Origin of the sequence: Schnuerera sp. xch1, from assembly GCF_019931165.1 — a bacterium.
In the GTDB taxonomy this organism is placed as follows: Bacteria; Bacillota; Clostridia; order Tissierellales; family Tepidimicrobiaceae; genus JAIOUP01.
Genome location: NZ_JAIOUP010000020.1, coordinates 18,380 through 42,651, shown reverse-complemented (window position 1 = coordinate 42,651; position 24,272 = coordinate 18,380). Strand labels below are relative to the sequence as shown.

Annotated in this window: 23 protein-coding genes and 1 riboswitch; of the genes, 4 read left to right on the top strand and 19 right to left on the bottom strand. The window is 30.1% G+C overall.

The window, feature by feature from the left end; all coding sequences use genetic code 11:
* Nucleotides 1–156 precede the first annotated feature (156 nt).
* Nucleotides 157–642 (top strand): transposase, encoded by a 486-nt coding sequence (locus K8M07_RS11505; protein WP_317845499.1) that lies wholly within the window; start codon nt 157–159, stop codon nt 640–642.
* 177 nt (nt 643–819) lie between these two features.
* Here K8M07_RS11505 and K8M07_RS11500 read toward each other — a convergent pair whose 3' ends face one another.
* The 6 genes from K8M07_RS11500 to K8M07_RS11475 all read right to left on the bottom strand — a co-directional run bounded on the left by K8M07_RS11500 (nt 820) and on the right by K8M07_RS11475 (nt 7,159).
* The gene (locus K8M07_RS11500; RefSeq protein WP_223379036.1) at nt 820–2,487 is read right to left on the bottom strand and encodes a putative ABC transporter permease subunit; all 1,668 of its coding nucleotides are present in this window, start codon (nt 2,485–2,487) and stop codon (nt 820–822) included.
* Complete coding sequence (locus tag K8M07_RS11495) at nt 2,480–3,208, bottom strand: ABC transporter ATP-binding protein (RefSeq protein ID WP_223379034.1); 729 nt, start codon at nt 3,206–3,208, stop codon at nt 2,480–2,482. Before K8M07_RS11495 ends, K8M07_RS11500 begins: the two co-directional genes overlap by 8 nt.
* A 156-nt stretch (nt 3,209–3,364) precedes the next feature.
* On the bottom strand, nt 3,365–4,906 hold the full coding sequence (locus K8M07_RS11490; protein ID WP_223379032.1) for a Mur ligase family protein: 1,542 nt from the start codon (nt 4,904–4,906) through the stop codon (nt 3,365–3,367).
* Nucleotides 4,907–4,935: 29 nt separating this feature from the next.
* Complete coding sequence (locus K8M07_RS11485) at nt 4,936–6,126, bottom strand: carboxylate--amine ligase (protein ID WP_223379030.1); 1,191 nt, start codon at nt 6,124–6,126, stop codon at nt 4,936–4,938.
* 129 nt (nt 6,127–6,255) lie between these two features.
* Nucleotides 6,256–6,759, bottom strand: coding sequence for a hypothetical protein (locus tag K8M07_RS11480; RefSeq protein WP_223379028.1), 504 nt, complete (start codon nt 6,757–6,759; stop codon nt 6,256–6,258).
* A gap of 4 nt (nt 6,760–6,763) precedes the next feature.
* Nucleotides 6,764–7,159: a hypothetical protein gene (locus tag K8M07_RS11475; RefSeq protein WP_223379026.1), complete on the bottom strand. Its 396-nt coding sequence runs from the start codon at nt 7,157–7,159 to the stop codon at nt 6,764–6,766.
* A gap of 139 nt (nt 7,160–7,298) precedes the next feature.
* A riboswitch (cobalamin riboswitch) is annotated at nt 7,299–7,479 on the bottom strand.
* A 141-nt stretch (nt 7,480–7,620) separates the two neighbouring features.
* Between K8M07_RS11475 and K8M07_RS11470 the strand changes: the two genes are divergently transcribed.
* Nucleotides 7,621–7,857 (top strand): hypothetical protein, encoded by a 237-nt coding sequence (locus K8M07_RS11470; protein ID WP_223379024.1) that lies wholly within the window; start codon nt 7,621–7,623, stop codon nt 7,855–7,857.
* Nucleotides 7,858–7,968: 111 nt separating this feature from the next.
* Nucleotides 7,969–8,799, top strand: coding sequence for an RNA polymerase sigma factor RpoD/SigA (locus K8M07_RS11465; protein ID WP_223379021.1), 831 nt, complete (start codon nt 7,969–7,971; stop codon nt 8,797–8,799).
* Nucleotides 8,800–8,980: 181 nt separating this feature from the next.
* On the opposite strand, the gene K8M07_RS11460 is transcribed toward K8M07_RS11465, so the two are convergent.
* The 10 genes from K8M07_RS11460 to K8M07_RS11415 form a co-directional block, all read right to left on the bottom strand.
* Nucleotides 8,981–9,784: a hypothetical protein gene (locus K8M07_RS11460; protein ID WP_223379020.1), complete on the bottom strand. Its 804-nt coding sequence runs from the start codon at nt 9,782–9,784 to the stop codon at nt 8,981–8,983.
* An 11-nt stretch (nt 9,785–9,795) separates the two neighbouring features.
* Entirely contained in the window at nt 9,796–10,494 is a 699-nt protein-coding gene (locus K8M07_RS11455; protein WP_223379017.1) for an ABC transporter ATP-binding protein, read from the bottom strand.
* On the bottom strand, nt 10,491–10,856 hold the full coding sequence (locus K8M07_RS11450; protein WP_223379015.1) for a GntR family transcriptional regulator: 366 nt from the start codon (nt 10,854–10,856) through the stop codon (nt 10,491–10,493). Before K8M07_RS11450 ends, K8M07_RS11455 begins: the two co-directional genes overlap by 4 nt.
* Before the next feature lie 123 nt (nt 10,857–10,979).
* Nucleotides 10,980–11,786: a pyrroline-5-carboxylate reductase gene (gene proC, locus K8M07_RS11445; RefSeq protein WP_223379013.1), complete on the bottom strand. Its 807-nt coding sequence runs from the start codon at nt 11,784–11,786 to the stop codon at nt 10,980–10,982.
* 35 nt (nt 11,787–11,821) lie between these two features.
* Entirely contained in the window at nt 11,822–12,658 is an 837-nt protein-coding gene (locus K8M07_RS11440; RefSeq protein WP_223379011.1) for an aminotransferase class IV, read from the bottom strand.
* Nucleotides 12,659–12,692: 34 nt separating this feature from the next.
* Nucleotides 12,693–13,598 carry a hypothetical protein gene (locus tag K8M07_RS11435; protein WP_223379009.1) on the bottom strand — a complete coding sequence of 302 codons (906 nt, stop codon included), beginning with the start codon at nt 13,596–13,598 and terminating at the stop codon, nt 12,693–12,695.
* Nucleotides 13,599–13,652: 54 nt separating this feature from the next.
* Nucleotides 13,653–15,110 (bottom strand): cardiolipin synthase, encoded by a 1,458-nt coding sequence (gene cls, locus K8M07_RS11430; RefSeq protein WP_223379007.1) that lies wholly within the window; start codon nt 15,108–15,110, stop codon nt 13,653–13,655.
* 30 nt (nt 15,111–15,140) lie between these two features.
* A complete protein-coding gene (typA, locus tag K8M07_RS11425; protein WP_223379005.1) occupies nt 15,141–16,967 on the bottom strand; it encodes a translational GTPase TypA in 1,827 nt (608 codons plus the stop codon).
* A gap of 120 nt (nt 16,968–17,087) precedes the next feature.
* On the bottom strand, nt 17,088–19,178 hold the full coding sequence (locus tag K8M07_RS12805) for a YcdB/YcdC domain-containing protein (protein WP_223379003.1): 2,091 nt from the start codon (nt 19,176–19,178) through the stop codon (nt 17,088–17,090).
* Nucleotides 19,179–19,191: 13 nt separating this feature from the next.
* The gene (locus K8M07_RS11415) at nt 19,192–19,581 is read right to left on the bottom strand and encodes an ATP-binding protein (RefSeq protein WP_223379001.1); all 390 of its coding nucleotides are present in this window, start codon (nt 19,579–19,581) and stop codon (nt 19,192–19,194) included.
* 197 nt (nt 19,582–19,778) lie between these two features.
* Between K8M07_RS11415 and rd the strand changes: the two genes are divergently transcribed.
* Entirely contained in the window at nt 19,779–19,940 is a 162-nt protein-coding gene (rd, locus tag K8M07_RS11410) for a rubredoxin (RefSeq protein WP_223378999.1), read from the top strand.
* 22 nt (nt 19,941–19,962) lie between these two features.
* On the opposite strand, the gene yihA is transcribed toward rd, so the two are convergent.
* The 3 genes from yihA to clpX form a co-directional block, all read right to left on the bottom strand.
* A complete protein-coding gene (gene yihA, locus K8M07_RS11405; protein WP_223378997.1) occupies nt 19,963–20,568 on the bottom strand; it encodes a ribosome biogenesis GTP-binding protein YihA/YsxC in 606 nt (201 codons plus the stop codon).
* Nucleotides 20,555–22,915 carry an endopeptidase La gene (gene lon / locus K8M07_RS11400; protein ID WP_223378995.1) on the bottom strand — a complete coding sequence of 787 codons (2,361 nt, stop codon included), beginning with the start codon at nt 22,913–22,915 and terminating at the stop codon, nt 20,555–20,557. Before lon ends, yihA begins: the two co-directional genes overlap by 14 nt.
* Nucleotides 22,916–22,976: 61 nt before the next feature.
* A complete protein-coding gene (gene clpX / locus K8M07_RS11395; protein WP_223378993.1) occupies nt 22,977–24,257 on the bottom strand; it encodes an ATP-dependent Clp protease ATP-binding subunit ClpX in 1,281 nt (426 codons plus the stop codon).
* Nucleotides 24,258–24,272: the final 15 nt, after the last annotated feature.

The following is a 24,272-nucleotide window of genomic DNA, read 5'->3' as shown; positions in this document are numbered from 1 at the left end:
GAACAAAAAGAAATTGACTTAAAAAGCATATACATAGATGGAACAAAAATAGAGGCAAATGCTAATAGGTATACATTTGTATGGAAAAAATTTATCCTTAAATATCAGGAAAAATTAATACAGAAAATACTAGAATATTTTAATATTAAGGAGGACATGTCTAGTAAAGAGTGCAAAAAACTTGTTCTGACTGAATTTAATAATTTAAGAAATGCCTGCAAATCAAAAAACATAATATTTGTTTACGGTAAAGGAAAAAGAAAGTCAGAAGAACAGAGAAAATATGAAATGTTGGAAGAATGGCTTAATAAGCTAAATACCTATAAGTGCATTAAGTCCAAAAATAAATCTGGGTTAAAACGTATATATGTTTCAGAAAGATTTGAAGGTTTAAGAAGAAAATCAGAAGAAAATATAACTACAGAAGAAGGAATTACAGAGAGACTTAATCGCTCAATTCAAGCAGAAGGAATTTTTTCATATATTAAGTCGGGAATGAGATATTTAAGATTCAGACATAGAAGTATGGATAAGATTATTGCAGAAATGAAGTTATTAGCCCTAGCGATAAATATAAGAAAATTAAGTAATAAAATAATAGAAAATAAATTAGGATTTATTAGATATAAGGAAGCGATTTAATTATAAAAAATTTTAGATAAAATTAACCTTAGAAAATCTCTAGGTTTATTTAGTATACCTAAAATTAGAGGTGAAAAAATCAAATTATAAATTATGGAATTCTATGTAATACAGTTGATAACAAGAACGTAAAAAAGAGGCGTTTCACAACTTCTTTAGAAGTTATGAAACAGCCCCTTACTCCAATATTAAAAATTGTCTTTCGATCATTCTTCTAAGCAGTATATAAAATCCAAATGACGAAATTATAAATATTCCTCCTATTATACAATATATGAATAACATATTCATCTTTCCTAACAGTTTATATACTAAAAACCCTACTCCTAACAAGTAAAGAGCTCCTACACTCATAGCTATTAATACATTTAAATTTTGTTTCATTGCCTTTTGAGGGTTGTCCCAATCTAGTAATGGCCTAAATATATCCACTAGCATGCCTAACTCTGCCATAGCTATACTTCCTAATAATCCTAATATGGATATCCAAAATATACTATCAATAGTTATCATGCCCATATAAGCAATGCTACCTAACAGTACTGAAATCCCTATTAGTTGTACAAATAGAGACGATAATACTCTACCAAATATTTGGTCCTTTGCTCTAATTGGAATAGTTCTTTGAATCCAAAAATTTCTTCCTTCCCTAGAAAATGTAGTACATCCTACACAATTCATTATTCCTAACAATATTATCATTCCACTACCTATAAGAGAAATTAGATTTGGATTCCCACTTATAATCATATTCAATTGCTTCATGAAATGATCTCCGCCCATATAGGTTGGCATAACAAATAAAATGGGAACTAGAACAACTACTCCAATAGAGTTTAATAGATAAACCGGTGTTCTTATAAGCACCTTTATTTCCTTTAATCCAATAGCTAAAAATACAGGGAGTTTTTTTCTAAAATCTGTAGACTTAACTTTACCACTACCATTGGATGTACCTACTTCCAGGTTGCCTATAAGTCCATCAAAAAATACCTTTTCGCTTAAATAAAGCATTATTAGAAATATTCCTATAGATACTCCTATAAACAATAATGAATGTAAGAATCCAGTCACATTAAAATAATTACTTAAGGACAATGCTCCCCACATACTAGGTGGGAAAATCATTCCTAACTTTCTTACAAATAGATTAGAATCAGTTATTAATTGTAAAAAGAGATCCTCTTCGCTCATTATGGAATTTTGGATTACTGATTGAATTTCAAATTGAACCGTTAAAGCAATAATTATCAAAAGAAAATATCCAACTATACGTAATAAATCCTTTTTTCCTTTAATATTGGTATACTTCATAAGTAACATCACTATTACTGAGGATAATGCCAATGGAATTACAGGAATAAATAGTATAGGAATAATGGAATATACCCAATAAAGTATACCTTCATTTCCTTTAACTCCGTATATAACTATAAACGGAAGTATTATTGGTAAAGAAGTCAAATATTCATTTACCATTAAAGAAATAAACTTTGCTCCAACAATTTCTCTAGACCTTATAGGTAAGGGTACTAATACATTTAAATCATTGGAAAAATAATATTTAGACATAACATATAAAATCCCAAAAAAGAAAACAATCAGTTGAGTAATTAGTACTCCGGTTAAAAGAAACATGGATTTTTGTCCAATATTAAAATAAGCTTCATACATTTCAGAAAGCCCATAAACTATCATATAATAAGATGGAAGAAGAGATAGTATTGCAATAATAAGAATAATAGTCTGCCATCTATCCTGTTTACTCCTAAATTTATATTGTATTGCTGATAACCCAAATGTTGTATTTAAATCTATTTTAACTAAAGATAATATTCTATTCATTTTCGGTCAACTCCAAAAATATATTCTCCAATGATTCTTTTTCTACTGCATGGCTTCGCAATTCTTCCATAGTTCCTAATGCAATTATCTTCCCTTTATTGATAATAGCTATTCTATCGCATAGCTTTTCAGCCACTTCCAACACATGAGTGGAAAAGAAAACAGTCTTTTCTTCATCACATCTTTGTCTCATAATCTCCTTTAATTGAAAAGATGATTTAGGATCCAATCCTACCATCGGTTCATCTAATATAAACAACTTTGGTTCGTGAATTAAAGCTGAAATAAGAGATAATTTTTGTTTCATTCCATGGGAATAGCTTCCTATAATATCTCCTACGACATTTTTGAGATTAAATATACCCAAATATTTCTCCATCCTTTCTTGTCTAACATCCTTAGGTATATCATACACATCTGCAATAAAGTTAAGATATTCTATCCCTTTTAATTTATCGTATATCTCTGGAGTATCTGGTACAAAGGATATTTGTTTCTTTGCTTGTACAGGATTCTGCCATATATCTATTCCATCAATGTATATATTTCCACTATCAGGTTTAAGCAATCCAACCATCATATTTATTGTAGTAGTTTTTCCAGCTCCATTAGGACCTAAAAATCCAAATATCTCTCCAGGGTTTATGTGCAAACTTATATCGTCTACTGCTTTAACCTTTCCTTTACTATAAGTTTTAGATATATTTTGCAATTTTAACATTAGTATCACTTCCCTTATATCTGTTATATATATAATATAATATAATACAATGATGACACAAGTTTTGCAATTAGTTTGTTTATTTTAGTAGCTTTCTCATAAAATAAAAAAGCTACTAAAATATTGGATCCAATGTTTTAGTAGCTTTATGTGACTTTATAATATTCCAGCTATTCTATTTTCCAATGTTCTAAATAAATCATTTTTATCCAAATTAGGCATTAATTCATATAGATTTTCTAATGCTATTTGTGCACCATAATCCATTCCTTGACATCCTGCTAGAAGTACAACATCATTTTGCGATACATCTGATAATGCATAAGAAATAGCATCTGACAACTCGTCATATAAATGAACTTTTATTCCTGCTTCATCCATTACTTCTATAAATGCATTCAATTCTTCATCGGTAACCATATCCTTATCTCTAACATGAGATCTACTTAAAGTTGCTGTTATCTCTTTCGTATTAAGTTTGGAAGCCCATTTCGCTATAGTTTTAGCATTTTCTCTGTTTGTCGTTACTCCACGGCTACCTCTTATGGCATATACGATGTGTAACCTATTAAAGTCCATCATGGTTAAAGTTTCCAAAGTCACATTTATATTCCCAGAGTTAGCAAAATGGTCATCTATTATTTTAAAACCGTCATCATATATTATCTGAAAACGACGTTCCACGCCTTTAAAAAAATTCATGGCTTCCTGAATTGTAGAAATTGGCACACCATTTAATAAACCAATAGATATAGCTACCATTGCATTGTAAACGGAATGGTATCCTGGCACAGATAGATCTATATTGAATTCCTGTGGCTTATATTCTACATCTCCAACTTTAATTGGCTTTCTAATTTCAACTTTAAACTTCGCTCGTCCTGTGGATAAATCAACATTCTTACAGCATAGATATCCACTTCTATCATGTACCCCATATGTTAAAACCCGAGCCTTGGTCTCTTCTATTAAGGATTTAGAATAAGGACAATCTAAGTTCAATATAGCCCAAGCCGTCGATTTAGCATTTTTTATTAAGCTTGCCTTAGCTTCAAAATATTTTTTAAAGGATCCATGTAAATCAATATGCTCTCTATCTATATTGTTAAATGTTACTATATCGAAATCAACATTTCCTACCCTATTGAGTTCTAAGGCAGAAGATGAAACCTCCATTATCGCATGTGATACCTTCTGATTTCTCATCTGTAAAAAATAGTGATGAAGGTCTAGAGATTCTGGAGTCGTTAATATAGAAGGCTCTATATAGTTTCCAAACTTAACCATAACAGTTCCTATTATCCCTGTTTCTAAATTATGTTTTTCTAAAATAGCATTAGTCATAAAGGAAGTTGAAGTCTTACCATTAGTTCCAGTAATTCCTATTACTTTCATCTTCTTAGAAGGATGATTATAGTACGCATCACTAATGGCAGCCAAAGCTTGACGAGTATCTTTTACACAAAACTGTGGAACATTATATCCCTGTTGAACATCTTCAACAATAACTGCTACTGCCCCATTTTCAATTGCCTGTGAAATAAATTTATGTCCATCAGTTTTATAACCTTTTATACAAACAAATAAGTCCCCAGGATTTACTCTTCCAGAATGATAAGCAATTCCCTTAATTTCAACATTATTTTCATGCCATGATTTAATTATATCTATAGAATCTAATAATTTATATAGTTTCATCATTAGTATCTCCTTTCATATACAAACAATTATCTATTAAGTTTAAACACTTTTCTAAATAAACGTTCTAATTTATTACCCAAAAATGCAAAAGCAGGTTTTGGATCTTTTGGATCCCAAATAGCATAAGCTTTAGGTCTATTATACGACTTCAAAACCTCTTTTAAGGTTAATTGTCCAGTTCTAATATAATCCTTTACTGCTAATAGATCCTCATATGCGTACCAAAACACTAAACCAGTATCATGAGTAACAGCATAAGACTCCATTGGTTCGCCAGTTAATTCACAATAAGCAATATATGGCATATTAACTCCTGCTTTATATAATAAACTATTAAGATTAGTAGTTCGCGCATTAATCTCTATTAAATAATATTCCCCAGTTTCTTCGTCCTTCTTGAATTCTATTTCAGCAAAGCCTTTATATCCAATATCTTCTAGGAATTTTGCTCCTATAGTATACAACTCTGGTACAAATTTCTGACCAGTATATACAGAAGCTCCAAAGTTAATAGGAAATTGACGATATTTTTGACATGTTAACCAATGTGTTACCTTAGCATCTTGATTAAGGTAAGCATCAAAGGTATACATATGATCATCAAACCCTGGAATAATTCTTTGAATTATTACTTCTAAATCTGCATCGGTAGCTTTTTTTATCGCTTGTTCTAGTTCCTCCATAGTATATACTTTAAATAACTTTTTTCTAAATTTAGATACAAAAGCTGGCGAATCAGCAGGTTTTACTAAACATGGGAATTTTATAATTTGTTCAACCTTTTCTTTAAAATTCTCTTCATCTATATGAACTGTTTCCGGTACTAATACTCCATGTTCTTTAGCTATTGAATGTAAAGATTCCTTGTCCATAACCCTAGTATATAATCCATGTTCAGTCTGCGTAACTAAATAGTAATTCTTTAAAATTGACAAATATTTATCTATGAATTCCACATATCCATCGGCGGATGGAAATAATACTGGTTTGTCATTCTGTTTTTTTGCATAATCAACCAAAAAATCCACCAACCCATCAGGATCTCTTTTACAATCAGGTCCTATTAAAGTCTCTGAACAATATTTAGAATGAAACCCATATGTACCTTTCCTAGCATAATCTACCGCAACAGTAGGTACTCCATGAATGGCCAAACATCGAATGATGCTAAGACCTATATAATAATTAGCTCCTAAAATAACCGCTTTAGTTTCCATTATTCCACCTCATATTTTATTTTATCCATCTATTAATGAATATAAACTGTAAAGTTGTCCTATTTTAATTATTTTAACACATATACTTGCATTTTTCTACACAACAAAAGCTGAAGCGATGCTTCAGCTTTATGCTCTATAATATCTTACTTTCAATCTTGAAAGTAAATTTTTTAATGGTTTAAAAAGAACTAAAATAATTATAAAATTTGAAGTTCCATGAAGTAAATCCAAAGGAATTCCTCTAATCCAATAAGCTAATCCATAAGCTGTTCCATAGAAAAAAGATTCCATTATAGCAAAGAAAAATCCAAAAGTATATCCAAATATGGCTCCAACAATTGCATAACCATATTCAGACTCTATCCTTTTCCTCATTAATTCTGTTATTATTACAAGCATAGGCCAAATTACATAATATACAAGAAACCAAGTAGAAAATCCATATATAAATATTTCAGTAGTTGTAAATACCATGGATACAAGAAAACCTTTTTTATAGCCAAAAGTAATTGTATATATAATAAATAATAAAGTTACAACCTCTACATTTGGTATAAAACTTAAAGTTAACTTCGCTGTTGTTATTGTAGCGCCTAAAATACCTATGAGAACAACATCTCTTGCTTTCATAGTCTTAATAATTCTTCAACTCAAATGTATATACGTCTTGATCGTTTAGAGGTATATCTCCGGGGCCTGTCATTGCATCTTCTTCGTTAACATAGGTATGGAAATATTCGCTATTCGGATCAGCTTGATAATCCATCATTCCTGTTATCATAACACCAAGATCATATTGTTCAAAAGTTATTCCTAACTGTTCTTGGTTTTCTTCCAACAGCTCAAGTAAGAATTCATGATCAGTATTATATGTGAAAGTTTCATCTACATTTTCTTTTTCATTGATTATATGGATAGTAATTTCCTTATCTCCTTCTACAATCTCTGGACTTAAAAAAGTTTTATATCCAGCAAACAATAACAAAGTTACCACTAAAACAGCTATAATTGTAATAGTTTTTTTATTCATATTATTCCTCCCCAACCTTAAATAAAAAACCCCTCAACTTCATGTTGAAAGGTTAAATACTTGTATTATATGCTTAGACTACTTACTTAATTGAACATAGCCTAGCCTTATATTACAACACCTCCATTCCTCGTGAAGTTACAGTTGTTCTAGTACAGGCAGGTCTTCCGGCTCGGTTTTTTAATATAATTTACCTTCCCAGTTTTCCAGTGGCACTACAAACTATATAAATACCTTACGGCGACGGGACCGCACAGGACTTTAACCTGTTTCCCTATTAATGCTAATACTTTTACGCAACCTATACTACATATTATTTAATTTTAATTCAATTTAATATTACTACATTTTATTCAACTTATCAATATAAATAGTTTCTGCTCAAAATTTAAGTTTTATAAATTTTGGCCTTTAGTACATACTATATACAAGAAAAATAATGTTAAAGGAGGATAAATTCAGTGAAAAATCAAAATTCCATGGAAAAACTATTAAATCAAACTAAAAAAATTGATGAAAACAATTGGAACAATGCACAATATTTAAATAGTATAAATATGCTCCTTACCTCTAATGATTTAGGTACAACTAAAGATGACGGATTAAGCAAAAAATTTGAAGAACTTAATAACAGGGTGGAAGATATTAACAAATTAACATCTGATTTATTAGAAGATTTATCAAGAAGGCATAATTAAAGTGATGGGAATCCATCACTTTAATTATGTAAAAGAAATTTATAATTAATAGTTTTACAAAAAGAAGGATTTTATGAATCTATATAGAATACAATATACTAGGTGATGATAATGAGTGCTAAACAATTAAAATTGAAAGATGATGGATATACGTCAAACGAAGAACTCATAACTCTTTATCAAAAAAATAGGGACTTACATATAAGAAATAAAATTATAATAAATAATATTGGGTTAATATATTCTGTTGCGAAAAAGAAAATAAGAGCTTATAGTTGTTTTACTATAGAAGATTTAGTACAAGAAGGAATCATTGGTATGATGAAGAGTATAGAAAAATTTGATTTAACAAAAAACACTAGCTTTTCAACCTATTCTTATTATTGGATCACACAACAGATGGATAGAGCATTGATGAACAACGGATATATAATACGGTTGCCTGCATACGTATATGAAAAAGTCAACACAATATCTCGCCTTGAAGATAATTACTTAACCCGAAATGAAGAAATTGATACTACGATGATATGTAATGAGGCAAATATTACAAGACAAGAATATATTTTAATAAATCTCTACAAAAAAAATTATTCAAGTTTAACTTCTTTAAACTCTCTTATGAATATAGACACTGACGAAAACTATGTTGAACTTCAGGACTATATTCCTTGTCCAAATTGTTGTATTGAAGATGTGATAATTTCCGAAGATTTAAAAGAGCAAATAATAAATATATTAAATACATTAACCCCAAAGGAAAAAGAAGTATTAAAACTTAGATTTGGGTTGAATGGAGGAGATCCTTTAACCTTAGAAACCATAGGCAATAAATATAATTTGACTAGAGAAAGAATAAGACAGATTGAAAACAAAGCATTAAAAAAGATAAAAAGATTAAACCTGAAAAATGGTCTTAAGGATTATCTTCTCGAATGTTAACACTTTCAAAAAATTTAATTCTTTCCTCGACTGGCGGATAATTATAATACTAAAATTTATATATATTACTTAGTCGAGAAATACCCATTGCCTAGAATTAAAGTTAATAACTGGATTGACTGAAAACAAGTAGAATGTATATAACCAAAATAATAGAAAATCCCCATCGTGGGGATTTTCATTATAAATCAATCTTCTTTTCTATTAAATAACCAGTACCTATGAATAAGATAACTGTTATTGCTATGCTATATATACTAGCCGCTATATTTGTACTCATCATGATTCCAGTATTAATTCCCATATTTAATTGATGTCTTAATGTATTCATGCTTTCTATATTAAATGTATTTAGATCTACATAATATGGTAATAGTTCACCAACATTATATTGTCCATAGGCTATTACTCCACTTAATATTAGAAATATTACAAACCATAGACCACCAATTCTTTTATTCCTAAAGGTAACTCTACTAAGTGCCATGGAAAAATATATGAGTACCAACATATTTACTCCATTAAATATTAAACCTAAAATAATAACGACTATTTCTTTCATTGATATTATGTGACTTACCATCGATAAAAGTTCTGATAAATTTACTTCAACTGGGTTCAAAATTAATGCCATGACAATGTTATACATTGCTATAGCAGTTCCTAATATTGCAAACCACAGTAAAGCTACTATTAATTTAGAACCAACTATTTGGTTTCCTGTCAAAGGTAATGTAAAAGTTAAGTAACCTCTATCGTCATATAGTTCCTTTCTAAAAGAACCTACTATATATAGGAATGTAGCTAATGCTGTACCGAATAAAACTAAAACTGATAATCCTATAAAAATAGTTCCTATGTGTGAACCTCTATTGGCTCTACTTATATAGGTATATATGCCTGTAATAAGTATTAGTACTAGTGCCAATATACCTAATATATATTTATAAGTTCCTTTTATTTCATATTTCATATATTTTATCATCATGTCGCCTCCTATTGACTAAATACTTCTTTATAGATATCATCTATTTGTTTACCTTTTTCTTCTCTTAATGATTCTGCATTTCCTGTTAAAACAATATTACCATCTTTTAAAAATACTACATCTTCTAACATATTTTCCATATCTCTTACTAAATGGGTGGTTATTAGCATAGAACTTTTATCATTGTAGTTGTTTATAATAGCATCTAAAATCTGATCTCTTGCTACTGGGTCTACTCCTGCTATTGGTTCATCTAATATATATAGTTTTGCATTTCTTGATAGTACCAAAGTTAAATTCAATTTTTCATGCATTCCCTTTGAAAGTGTTTCAATCTTCACGCTCTTTTCTAATTCCATAAAATTTAATATCTCTTCAAATTTATTCTCATCAAAGTCTGAATAGAAATCCTTAAATAGATTAAAAGCATCTTCTATAGTCATCCATTTATACAAAAAATTTCTATCAGGCAAGTATGAAACTATTGATTTGGTATATACTCCTACCTTTTGTTCATCTATAAACGCTTCTCCGCTTGTCTGCCTTAATAACCCAGTTAATATCTTTATTAAAGTGGTCTTACCACTACCATTTGGTCCTAATATTCCAACTACTTTTCCTTCTTCGATGTTTAAAGTTATATTATCTAAGGCTTTTTTATTGAAATATTTTTTAGTTAGATCCTTTATTTCAACAATATTTTTCATTCTTTATCCTCCTCAATTCTTTCCGATATAATTTTTTTTATTTCATCAATCTCAATCCCTAATTTTTTTATCTCCTTAAAAAATCCATCTATTAATTCATCTGCCATTTTCTTTTTTAAGTTTTTGATAGCATCTACATCTTGTGTTACAAATGTACCCATTCCTCTTTGTGTAAAAACCAATCCTTCTCGTTCCAATTCTTGATATCCTCTTTGAATGGTATTAGGATTTACCTTTAATTCTTTTGAAAATTCTCTAACTGATGGCAATTTATCACCTCCATTAAACTCTCCTAAAACCATCTTACTCTTTATTAAATTCATTATTTGAATATATATAGGAAGATTATTGTTGAATTCCATATCTTCACCTCCCCAGCCCCAATGTGATGGTGTATTAATTATATAGTACACTAATATTCAAATACTGTCAATACAAAAATTAAAAAGGCCTTATAATTTTTTATTATAAGACCTTTTTAACTCCTATTTTGTCATTTCTTTTGATTTAGCCGCACACACTCTCATAGCCTCTATTATCGATGATCTAAACCCATTCTCTTCTAATGCAGCTACTGCTTCTATTGTAGTACCACTAGGAGAACAAACTCTATCTTTTAATTCACCTGGATGCATTTCCGTATCTAGAATCATCTTAGCTGCGCCTAGTACCGTCTGAGAAGCAAATTTATATGCTGTTTTTCTACTCATGCCTTCTACTACAGCTGCATCTGCCATAGCTTCTATCATCATATATACATACGCTGGTGAAGAACCACTTACAGCTGTAACTGCATCCATTAAACTTTCTTCTATAACTTCTGATTTTCCAAAACTATTAAATATATTTATTACTTGCTGTAATTCATCTTTTCCAACTTCTTTACTTGATGATATAGCAGTCATACCCTGGCCTACCATAGCTGGTGTATTAGGCATGGCTTTTACTATCTTTACCTTTTTATTAAATCTATTTTGCATATATCCTATATTAATTCCTGCAGCTATGCCAACTACTATACTATCTTTTTTTATATATTCTTTTATCTCATCTATTACTAAATCATATTTATCTGGTTTCACAGCTAGTATCAATATATCAGCTATACTTACCACTTCTATATTACTAATGGTGGTTTTTATACTATATTTAGTACTTACTTCCTTTAATGTTGCTTCTGTTGTAGCTGAAACTATAATTTTTTTATTTTCAATTAAATTAGATTTTATTATACCATTTATCATGGCCTTAGCCATATTCCCACAGCCAATAAACCCTATTGTCTTGTCCATATTTATCACCCAATCGATCTTTATTATTTATATTTCTACTCTTCTCTTTTACTACTAATATACATTTTCATCTCGTTTACATATCTATTGTTTATCTCTCTTATTATTTTATTGTCTACAGAATTAATTTTCATATCATCTATGGTAGCTATAGGCAATACATTAACTGACGTACCTGACATAAAAACTCCATCTAGTTTTAACAAGTCATCAATGTGTATATTTTCTTCTATTACTTTTATGTTTAATTCTTCACATATCTTTAATATATATTTTCTTGTAATTCCTAATAATACTGCACCTTTGGGTGCAGTATATATTTTATCTTTTCTTACAAAAAACATGTTGGATCTACTACCTTCAGTTATATATCCATCCTTATTTACTAGCAACGCCTCAAAAGCATTTTTTTCTTCTAATTGTTTAGCTATTTCTTCTTTGAAATATGTTTTTAATACCTTTGCATTAGGGTTTTCTCTTTCATAATTGTATAATATAGTATGGATTCCTTCTTTATAATATTGTTCCGGAGGATAAAAACTTTTTATAAAGTATACTAAAAGTACCTGACCTATTCCCTTAATATCTGTATGTAATAATTTGATATTTAAATTTTTAACTTTGTTTTTTAAAACTAGTTCCTTAATATCCTTTTCTATTTGGCTATCTTCTCTGTCAATGCTAACACCTACTAAATCAGCCGACCTTCTCATCCTATTCAAATGATCTTTTAAAAACAAAGGTATTCCATCCATTATTCTTATTACTTCATATATTGGAGCTTTCTTTATCCCTTGAAATATCTCTAGATCTTCAGTTGATTGTAGATTACCATCTACCATGTAGTATTCTTCTATCGCTTCAAATCTCATAAATATACCCCCTTATCTCCTTATGTCTACTAATCTACTCCTGTAGAGATTTTATATTCTTTATTACTACATCTCTTTTTATCTTTAATAGTTCTATATTGTTGTTTTCTAATGCTAATTTCATATCGGAAATCGCCAATGATAGTTTTTCTAAATCCTTTGTCTTCTCATCATCGTCCTCTAATTTTTGTCTAACTCTAGATATATGTTCCTCTGTATTATTCAATAGGTCATTAGCTTTTTTCATATTTTCATCTTCAGCCTGTAAAAATGCTTGATATACTAAATATTTAATCCTAGATAAATCTCCTCTTATTTCATCTTTATATAGCTCAAAGAAAACTGCTAAAGAATTTATAGCCCTACTTCCTGCATCCACGATATCATCCATTTGTCTATTTTCTATTGCCACTGTAAAATCATTTAGGTTCTTTTTAAATTCACTACCCTTTTCTTGGTTAGCACCTTTTTCTATACTTTCCACTTCATAACTATTCCATCCTTCGTGAACTTCCTTTAATTTTTGATCGACTTCTTTCCATTTTAAAAAGAGTTCATCGTCCCTAGTAGTATCTTTCTGTTGTTGCTCTGAGCTCTCACTATTTTGATTTTGTCCTTGGCTTTGACCTTGTTCTTCACTTTGATTCTGGCCTTGGTCGGCTCCTCTACCTTCACCATCAGATTGTTGTTCATTTTGTTGTTGTTGGCCTTCTTTTTGAGATCTTTCTGCCTGAAATTCTGATTCACTCAATTCCATAATGTCCATTATTGAGTCTACAGAAACCAACAATTCATCTATCCCCTCTAATACCATATTCAATGTTTCAGGAGCTTTCTCTTCTTGATTTACTTGGTTTTGATTTTGATTAGCTTGATTCATGCAAGCTGCTAAAAATATTGATATTATAATTAATATAATTAAATATATTCTTTTTCCCAAAATTATCACCTCATAAAATAGTGTTTCCTCCAAATAAATTTTTATCCTATAACACTATAATATTGGAGATAACAATCTTGAAAATGATTCTTTTAACTTTATAATATTAGATCTATTTGCATATACTTCTGGAGTAATTTCTTTACAATATTTTAAATCCAAATCAAACTGTTCAACCATTTTTTTATTAACTTCTTTATCATATATAAAAGCATTTACTTCAAAGTTGAGTTTAAAACTCCTTATATCTAAATTTGCAGTGCCTATAGAAGTAACATAATCATCCATTATAAATGTTTTACTATGCAAAAAACCATTTTCATAGGTGTAAAACTTAACTCCTGCTTCTAAAAGTTCTCCTATATATGAAAGGCCTGCCCAATATACAAAAGGATGATCCGGTTTAGATGGTATCATCACCCTTATGTCCTTTCCAGCAAGTCCGGCTACTTTTAATGCATTGTATATACTATCATCAGGAATAAAATATGGTGTTTGAATATACACCCTTTCTTTTGCATTTGTTATCATATTAAAATATCCATCTTTAATACTTGCCCACTTGGAATCAGGTCCACTGCTAACTATTTGGATCCCAGCTTTCCCTTCATTTTTCATTTTCGGCAGAACAACATTGCAATGAGCAGTCTCATCATTAACAGCAAATTTCCAATCCTTAAAGAATCTCCATTGAAGTCCAGCAACTGCATTTCCTCTAATCTTTATATGAGTATCTCTCCAAAATCCAAATTTTTTAGAAAGCCCTAAATATTCATTTCCTATATTAAAACCTCCAACATAAGCCTCCTCTCCGTCAAATATACATATCTTTCTATGATTTCTATAATTGATTCTTAAACTTATGTAAGGTAAAAAAGGTGGGAAGAAAACTGAAACCTCTCCCCCAGCCTTTTCAAATTCGGTGAAGTAATCTCTAGCTAATTTTCTACCGCCCATTCCATCATATAAAAATTTGACCTCTACACCTTCTTTAACTTTTTCTGTTAGCTTATTCATTATTTTTTTACCTATTTCATCACTTCTCACAATGTAATATTCCATATATATATATCTTTTAGCATTGGATATACTTTTTAACAAAGCATCAAACTTTTCCTTCCCAGAAAAGTAAAATTCTACTTTATTACCTTCAGAAAAGTAAGCTTCACTTGTTGAAATATGCATATTTATGATGTTTTCATATTCTTTTACCTTAGGGTCTAAAAATTCATATGAATCTTCCTTTATTTTTTGTCCTTGCTTTAGTACTCTATCTCTAATAAATCTATCTTCTTCTTCTTTTAATTGAAATATCTTTTTCTTACTCATATCTTGACCCAAAAATAAATATAGTAAAAATCCAAACCCAGGCAAAAAAATTATTACCATAAACCATAGCCAAGTGGATGTAGGGTTTTTCCTTTGAAAAAATACGATTAATATAGCAAACAGCATATTCATCCAAAAATTATTTCTTAATAACCATATATATCCATCTACTATAGAATCCATAATACCACCTTTACTTTAAATCAAGATAATTTAATTTCGTTTCTTCGACTTGTATCTTTTATTAGAATTAAGAATTCTTTTTCTTATTCTAAAGTTAACAGGAGTTACTTCAATAAGTTCATCATCTTCAATAAATTCAAGTGCTTCTTCTAAAGATATTTGCCTTGGAGGAGTTAGTTTCAATGAATCATCAGAACCTGAAGCTCGAACATTCGATTGATGTTTCTTCTTACAAACATTTACTTCTATGTCTAATCCCTTAGGGTTTGAACCTACAACCATTCCCTCATAGACATTGATTCCTGGAATAACGAATAGAGTTCCTCTTTCTTGAGCTGAATATAATCCATAAGTGGTAGCCTCTCCTGTTTCAAAGGAGATCAATGAACCTTCTTTTCTTGTTGGTATATCTCCTTTATACGGTCCATATTTGTCGAATACTGAATTGAGTATTCCGTTTCCTTTAGTATCAGTCATAAACTCCTGTCTATATCCAATTAGTCCTCTTGCAGGAATGGAAAATACTAACCTAGCATAACCACCCTCAGATTCAGTCATATTTTCTAGTTCACCTTTTCTTCTTCCTAATTTTTCTATTATTGCACCAATAAACTCATCTGATACATCAATTGTTACAGTTTCCATAGGTTCTAATCTTTTTCCATTTTCATATTTAAACAATACTTTAGGTTTAGATACTTGAAACTCATAACCCTCTCTCCTCATATTTTCTATAAGAACAGATAGATGCAATTCTCCCCTCCCAGATACTTTAAACGCATCTGTAGATTCTGTTTCCTCGACTCTGAGACTAACATCTGTTTGCAATTCTTTAAATAGTCTATTTTTTATCTGTCTTGTTGTTACATATTTACCTTCTTTCCCAGCAAATGGACTATCATTTACTGAAAATGTCATGGAAATAGTAGGTTCTGAAATCTTCACAAAGGAGAGTGGATCTGGATGTTCTGAGTGGCATATAGTATCACCTATGTGAATTTCCTCTACTCCTGTTACAGCAATTATACTTCCTGCTTTTGATTCTTCTACTTCTACTCTATTTAACCCTTCAAATTCATACACATTTGTGATCTTTACTTTTTGAATATATTCACTTTTTTCATTATTTACAATTATTACATCCTGATTTTTTCTAATCTTACCTCTTTCAATTTTTCCAATACCAATTCTACCTACATAATCATTGTAATCTATAGTAGAAATTAATACCTGCAATGGCTCATCGATATATCCTCCTGGTGCTGGAATATATTTTATTATTGCTTCAAATAAATCCTCCATATTATCTTTTTCTATATTTAAATCTGTAGTTGCAGAGCCATCCTTAGCAGATGTAAATATAAATGGAGAATCCAAATATTCTTCTCCTGCTCCTAATTCTATGAATAAATCTAATACCTCATCTACTACTTCCTCTGGCCTTGCCTCTGGTCTATCTATTTTATTTATGCATACTATTACTGGCAAGTCAAGTTCAAAAGCCTTCTTTAGTACGAATTTAGTCTGAGGCATAGGTCCTTCAAAAGCATCTACTAATAGTACAACTCCATTTACCATCTTAAGCACACGCTCTACTTCTCCTCCAAAGTCAGCATGTCCTGGAGTATCCACAATATTTATCTTTTTATCCTTATAATGTATAGCAGTATTTTTAGATAAAATTGTAATACCTCTTTCCCTCTCTATTTCATTGGAATCCATAACTCTTTCCTTAATTACTTGATTTTCTCTAAAGATTCCACTTTGTTTTAACATACTATCCACTAGCGTAGTCTTTCCATGATCTACGTGAGCGATAATTGCTATGTTTCTAAGGTCGTCTCTTGTTGCTTTCATAAAAATTTATCACTTCCTGTTTTTTATATTAATATATTTGCCAAATTCAATTTTAACATAATCTACTTTAAAATAATAGTAAAATCTGATGGCAGGGAGTAGTCCCTGCCATTTGTTATTCTAAATGAATAGATAATTATATACTATTTTCGCAGCATCTTCTCGTTTAATCTCATATGTTGGATCTATATAACCATTATTACCTTCTATAATATTTAATCCATATCCTAAAGATAAATATCCTTTCATTACAGGGTCTATATTCTCTTGATCTTTGAATAGGTCCTTATAGATTCCATTTAATTCAGCTACTCTTTCATAATCCATTGCCCTTATAATGTATTTTATGGCTTCTACTTTTGTGACTATACCATTAGGATCTTTCTCTTCTTCTTTTAATATTCCTAAATCTATTAAACGATTATATCCTTCATCTTCCATTTCAGCCTCATGTATTATTCTATATGGTTCCATGGATTTTAATAACAAATATAGGAAATCTTTTTGAACAATCTTCTCACTAGGTTTAAATTCTTTAGAATTGAAGGAAACACCATGCTGAGCTAATAACTCTATCTTCTCTTTTTCATAAGAGTTGTCAATGTCTTCGTATTTTACAATTTTTCCTTCCTCAAAAGGCTTACCATTATAATCTAATATATCTCCAGTATTAGCATCTATTATCAAAGGTTTGTTAGATTCAACTGCATAGATAAGCTTCACTTCTTTTTCCGTATCTCTCTCATCTTCAAAATTTATCAAAGTCCCATATCTTAATTCAAAGCCTATATCATTGAATAATATTTCATATGCTTCATCAACAGGTATTATATTTTCAACAGATGTCAGTTCACCTTTATACCAATTCATATCATATGATATAACTTTTCCTGTAATGCCATCTACAGTTACTCTTATACCATCATTCTCTACATATGCTTCTTTAATTTTTCTCATAAATTTGAAACTGTAAGAATGAGTCATATCCTTATTCTTGGATGCAATATATTCAATTTCTTTAAACTTTTCAGAATTTATTTGCTTTATGAATTCTTCAGCCACTTTTTGGCTATGTTTTTTATTATATTTTGGTTTTAAATTATGATTAACAGATTTATTTGAATAAAATCTTAACAATTCACCTGTTTTAGCATCTATTGATACATTGTATTTTATTTCCTCTTCGTTTTCTAGATATTTAACAAAATTAAAAGACCAAAAATAATCATTTTCATTTCTAAGTTGACTATCAAAATTAGTCGATTCTAATTTAAATTCATCCTCTATATTTAATATTTCTCGTGCTTTATTTTCAGCTTCTTCCGATGTAAGAATATCAGATAATTTCTCTACTCTTTCTCTTTCTTCAGGTGATAAATTAATATCATCCTTATCCGTCAAAGAGTCAGCCATTCCTACATCTCCACCACCTAATCCCCTATATATATCATAATAATTTATATTAATTGCTTCTCCAGTTTTTGCATCTATGGCATTATTATTTTTCAAAGTTGTATACACTAAAAAGTGTTTTAATCTTCCATCTTCATAAGTATCCTTGTACATCAATTTTAATCCTATATTTTCTTTATATGATTCTCTTGCTTTTGATTCTTGAATAATTCCAACCTTACTCGGAAGTGTCATATTTTTATCCCAATCTGTATAATAGTTTGATACTTCCCCGGTATACTTATTAATATGCACTGAAATTGAGTTATCTGGATAAAATGTATCATCTTTCATCCTGATAAATTCATAAGTATATTCTGTAGTATTGGGATTTAAAGGTCTTACATCTTCCTTGTATTGAATTTCATCTTGTACTTTAGAATTCACCTTTTCTAAGAAGTCTATTGCACTTTCTAATCCTTGTTGATAGTTTATCTTTGGCAATCTAGATTCTGGTTCCTGAAAAGGTATGTATTTATGATAACTAAAAATATTTCCCTCAGAATCTACTGTTACTGAAATCCCTCCCAAAGTTTCATCTTCACTATACCAATTTAAATAAAAATATGTCATTTCATCATAGGATTGAATATTCGAATCAAATCTTTCATACTTATCGGATATTTGAAATATATCCTTAACCTTTATTATTGTTTGTTCCAACTTCTCATCATATCCATTTTCTCCATAGACAGTACTAGAAGTAAAAGCGGTAAAAAATAATATTGTTAATATTAAAAATGATACTCTACTTTTCACAAAAACATCCCCCTTATACAATGTATTTAACAGCCACTACTCTATTTTTGTCAAAATACATCTCATCTGATAATCCATCAACAATTACAAGCCCCCTTCCACAACATTTTAATTCTTCTGGTTTATATTCCGTCTTATCAAAACTAATACCTTGACCTTCATCTACTACCTCAATTCTTACAGCATCTCCTTCAACTTCTAAAAATAAACTAACGCATTTGTTTCTATTATTTTCGTTTCCGTGTATAACACTATTTACAATTAACTCATTTAATATCAATCTTATGTCAAACAATAAATCCTCATCGTATATAATATTTTCTAATTTAGATAAAATACCTCTCACAAAAATTTTTGTATCATCTAAGTCACTACACACAGATCCCTTAAATCTAAAGGTCATTAAAATCACGCCTATCTAATTTTAATTTATATTTTCTTTTTTATTATTATAATTTTACCCATAAGCATTTTATTTAATCCATTGTATGAGTCCAATGTTTATAATACGATCATATCAAAAATAATTTTAAAAAATAGTTTAAAATTTATGATAAATGGGTACTATTCCACTAATTACATATTGAAAGGAGAATTGATATGGATAGATATATTTGTGAACCATGTGGATATGTTTACGACCCTGAAATTGGCGATCCAGATAATGATGTTGAGCCAGGAACACCTTTTGAGGAATTACCAGAAGATTGGGTTTGTCCAGTATGCGGGGCTACTCAAGATATGTTTATAAAAGAAGAATAGTACTGTTAGAGCAGCTGCCTTATTAAGACGGCTGCTCTTCATCATTTATAAACATGTCTTCAAAAATCTGCCATATCTTCTCCTTATTAATCTTTTTAGATGAAGAATAGGGTATTATTAAGTTATTACTATTAATTTTTAATTTGTTTTTTATTATTTTTATATTCTGTTGATATTTACTCTTCGATATTTTATCTGCCTTTGTTGCAATAACTAATCCCGTAAAATCAAAGTGTTTTATCCAATTATACATCAATGCATCTTGGTCTGTAGGTTCATGTCTTATGTCTACTAGTAGTACTAGTTCTATTAAATTTTCTCTAGTATTTAAATATTCTTCAATTACACGCCCCCATTTATCCTTTTCCTTTTTAGAAACATTTGCGTATCCATATCCAGGTAAATCTACAAATCTGAATTTATTATTTATGTTATAAAAATTTATTGTTCTGGTCTTCCCTGGCTTTCCACTTGTCCTAGCTAATTTTGTTCTATTAACCATAGAATTTATAAAGGAGGATTTTCCTACATTTGACCTGCCAACAAAAGCTATCTCAGCTAAATTTTCACCAGGATATTGTTGTTTATTGACTGCAACTCTTTCTAATTCAGCTTTAACTATTTTCATTTTTATTTTCCTTCTCTAATAAGGTATGTTTTAAAACTTCTTCCATATTCTCAACTAGAATAAATTCTATTTTTTTCTTTATTTTCTTTGGTATTTCATCCAAATCCTTGTTATTTTCAAAAGGTATTAAAATTTTATTTATACCAATTCTATTAGCTGCTAATACTTTTTCCTTGATTCCTCCAACAGGTAAAACTCTACCTCTTAAAGTAATTTCTCCTGTCATAGCAACATCTTTACTGACTGGGGTATTAGTAAGTGCTGAAATTGCAGCCGTCGCCATAGTTATTCCTGCTGATGGCCCATCTTTTGGTATAGCTCCCTCTGGCACATGAACATGCAAATCCATTTCCTTATAAAAGTCACTATCTATTCCTAATTTTTCAGTATTAGCTCTAATATAACTAATTCCTGCCATAGCTGATTCTTTCATCACATCTCCTAACTGGCCTGTTAGTTGAACCTTACCAGTTCCCTTCATTGAATTAATTTCAATAAAAAGAGTTTCTCCTCCAAAGGCAGTCCAAGCTAAACCAGTTGTTACACCTATTTGATCTTGCCTCTCTTTTATATCAAAACGATACTTTTCTTTACCTAAATACTTATGCAGATTTCCTTTATTTATTCTAACTATTTTATCATTAAATTCTACAATTCTCTTTGCAACTTTTCTACATATACTTGATATATTCCTTTCTAATTCCCTGACTCCTGCTTCTCTAGTATAATTATTTATTATTTTTCTAATAGCTCTCTCTGAAATATTTAGGTTGTCTTCTTTCAATCCATGTTCCTTTATCTGTTTTGGTAAAAGATGATTAGTAGCAATCTTTACTTTTTCTTCTTCAGTATATCCACTTATTCTAATAAGTTCCATTCTATCTAACAGAGGTGCAGGTATAGAATTTACAGTATTCGCTGTGGTAATGAATAATACCTTAGATAAATCAAATGTCATGTCGAGATAATGATCTGTAAATGTGTTATTTTGTTCAGGATCTAATATCTCCAATAAGGCACTAGAAGGATCTCCCCTAAATCCACTACTTAATTTATCAATTTCATCAAATAAAAACACAGGATTTTTTGATCCAGATTTTTTAATCAAAGATATAATCCTACCTGGCATAGCTCCTACGTAAGTTCTTCTGTGACCTCTCATTTCTGCTTCATCTTGTACTCCTCCTAGAGACATTCTAATAAATTTTCTATTGAGAGATTCTGCAATTGATCTTGCAATTGATGTTTTCCCCACTCCTGGTGGACCTACTAAACACAGAATAGGCCCTTTAATGTTGGTAGCCAACTTTCTTATAGCAATAAATTCTAATATTCTTTCTTTTACATCATTAAGTCCATAATGATCTCTATTTAGAATATCCCTAGCTCTTTTAATATCAATCTTATCCTTTGTTTGTTTATTCCATGGAAGCTCAACAATCCAGTCTAGATATGTTCTTATAACGGCAGTTTCTGCTGAATGAGGTGGCATCTTGTTAAGTCTATTCACCTCTTTTAACGCTTTTTCTTTGGATTCTTTAGGCATTTTAATTTTAGCAATTTTAGATTTATATTCTTCTACTTCTTGGTCTATATCATCTTCCTGGCCTAATTCCTTCTGTATAGCTCTCATTTGTTCTTTTAAATAGTGTTCTCTTTGTACCTTGCTTATTTGCGTCTTTACTCTCTGATTAATCTTCTCCTCTATTTTCAACAATTCAATTTCTTCTCGTAATATTTCGTGGAGTACTTCTAATCTTTTATAAAAATCAAAAGTTTCTAATATCTTTTGATGAGTTTCTATTTTAAAGTTAATATAAGAAGCAATAACATCAGCCAATCTACTTGGATCTTCAATATCTGTTACTGTTAATAATATATCTGTTGACAATCTATTACTTAAATTTAAATACTGTTCAAAATCATCAATGACCAATCTCATAGCCGCTCGCATCTCTTTATCTACAACTATTTTTTCAGGATCATAAACATATTCCTCTACTTCTACTTCAAAATGGTCTTTTGCTTCTATTATTTCTTTTATTTTTCCTCTATTTATTCCTTCTACTAAAACCCTTATACTTCCTCCAGGTAATCTCAATACTTGCTTTACTTTCGCAATAGTTCCAACATGGTAAAAATCTTCTGAAGTCGGTTCTTCTACTCTAGAATCTTTTTGTGAACATAATAAGATTAATGAATCATCTACCATGGATTTTTCTAAAGCATTAATTGACTTCTCTCTTCCTACATCAAAATGAATAACCATGTGAGGAAATATAGACATACCTCTTAGAGGTATAAGGGACTCTGTTTTTTTTTGCACGACATATGGATCTTTATACATAGCGTCACTCCTTCCTTATCCTGACATTATCAAAAAAAGGCTCACTAAACTGTGAGCCTTTTTATGACACAGATTCTTCATTATCCTTATTGTTAGCTCTATCCTTAGCTTTTCGTTCAGAAAGTACCAAAGTTGGTTCTCCATTGGACTCTATAGTTTCTTTTGTGATTAAACATTTCTTTATATCTTCTCTTGAAGGTATATCATACATAATATCTAATAGAGTTCCCTCTATTATACCACGTAATCCTCTTGCTCCAGTTTTTCTCTCAATAGCTTTTTTAGCTACAGCCCTCAAAGCTTCTTTATCAAACTCTAATTCTACATTATCCATTCTAAACAATTCCTTATACTGCTTTACAAGAGAATTTTTTGGCTCTAACAATATTTCTACAAGAGCTTCTTCATCTAATTCTTCTAACGTAACCAATACCGGTAATCGTCCAACAAATTCTGGTATCAAACCATATTTCAATAGATCTTCTGGCTGTATCTTTTTTAATAATTCACTAATTGGAGCATTTTCTTTGCTCTTAATTTCAGCACCAAATCCCATAGCTTTAGTACCTACCCTCTTTTGAATTATCTTATCTATTCCATCAAAAGCTCCACCAACTATAAATAGGATATTGGTTGTATCTACTTGAATAAATTCTTGATGTGGATGTTTTCTACCACCTTGAGGTGGTACATTTGCAACCGTGCCTTCAAGAATTTTGAGCAATGCTTGCTGTACTCCTTCACCACTTACATCCCTTGTAATCGAAGGGTTTTCAGATTTACGAGCTATTTTATCAATCTCATCTATATAAACTATACCTTTTTCCGCTCTTTCAATATCATAATCAGCAGCTTGAATTAATTTTAAAATTATATTTTCAACATCTTCACCAACATATCCAGCTTCTGTTAAAGAAGTAGCATCTGCTATCGCAAAAGGTACATTTAATATCTTTGCTAATGTTTGAGCTAATAAGGTTTTTCCTGAACCAGTTGGCCCAATCATCACTATATTACTCTTTTGAAGCTCTACGTCACTTGTTTTTGATGGTTTCTTGTTTATTCTTTTGTAATGATTATATACTGCAACAGCTAATGATCTTTTTGCCATCTCTTGTTTGATGACATATTCATCTAAAGTTTCCTTTATCTTTGATGGGTTAGGCAATTCTCTATATTCCTCATCGAAACTTTCAACAAATTCCTCATCAATTATTTCTTGACAAAGCTCTATACACTCATCGCATATAAATACATTTGGTCCAGCTATAAGTCTTCGAACTTGGTCTTGAGGTTTCCCGCAAAAAGAACAACGAAGCTGTTTGTCGTCATATTTTGACATCATGACACCTCACTT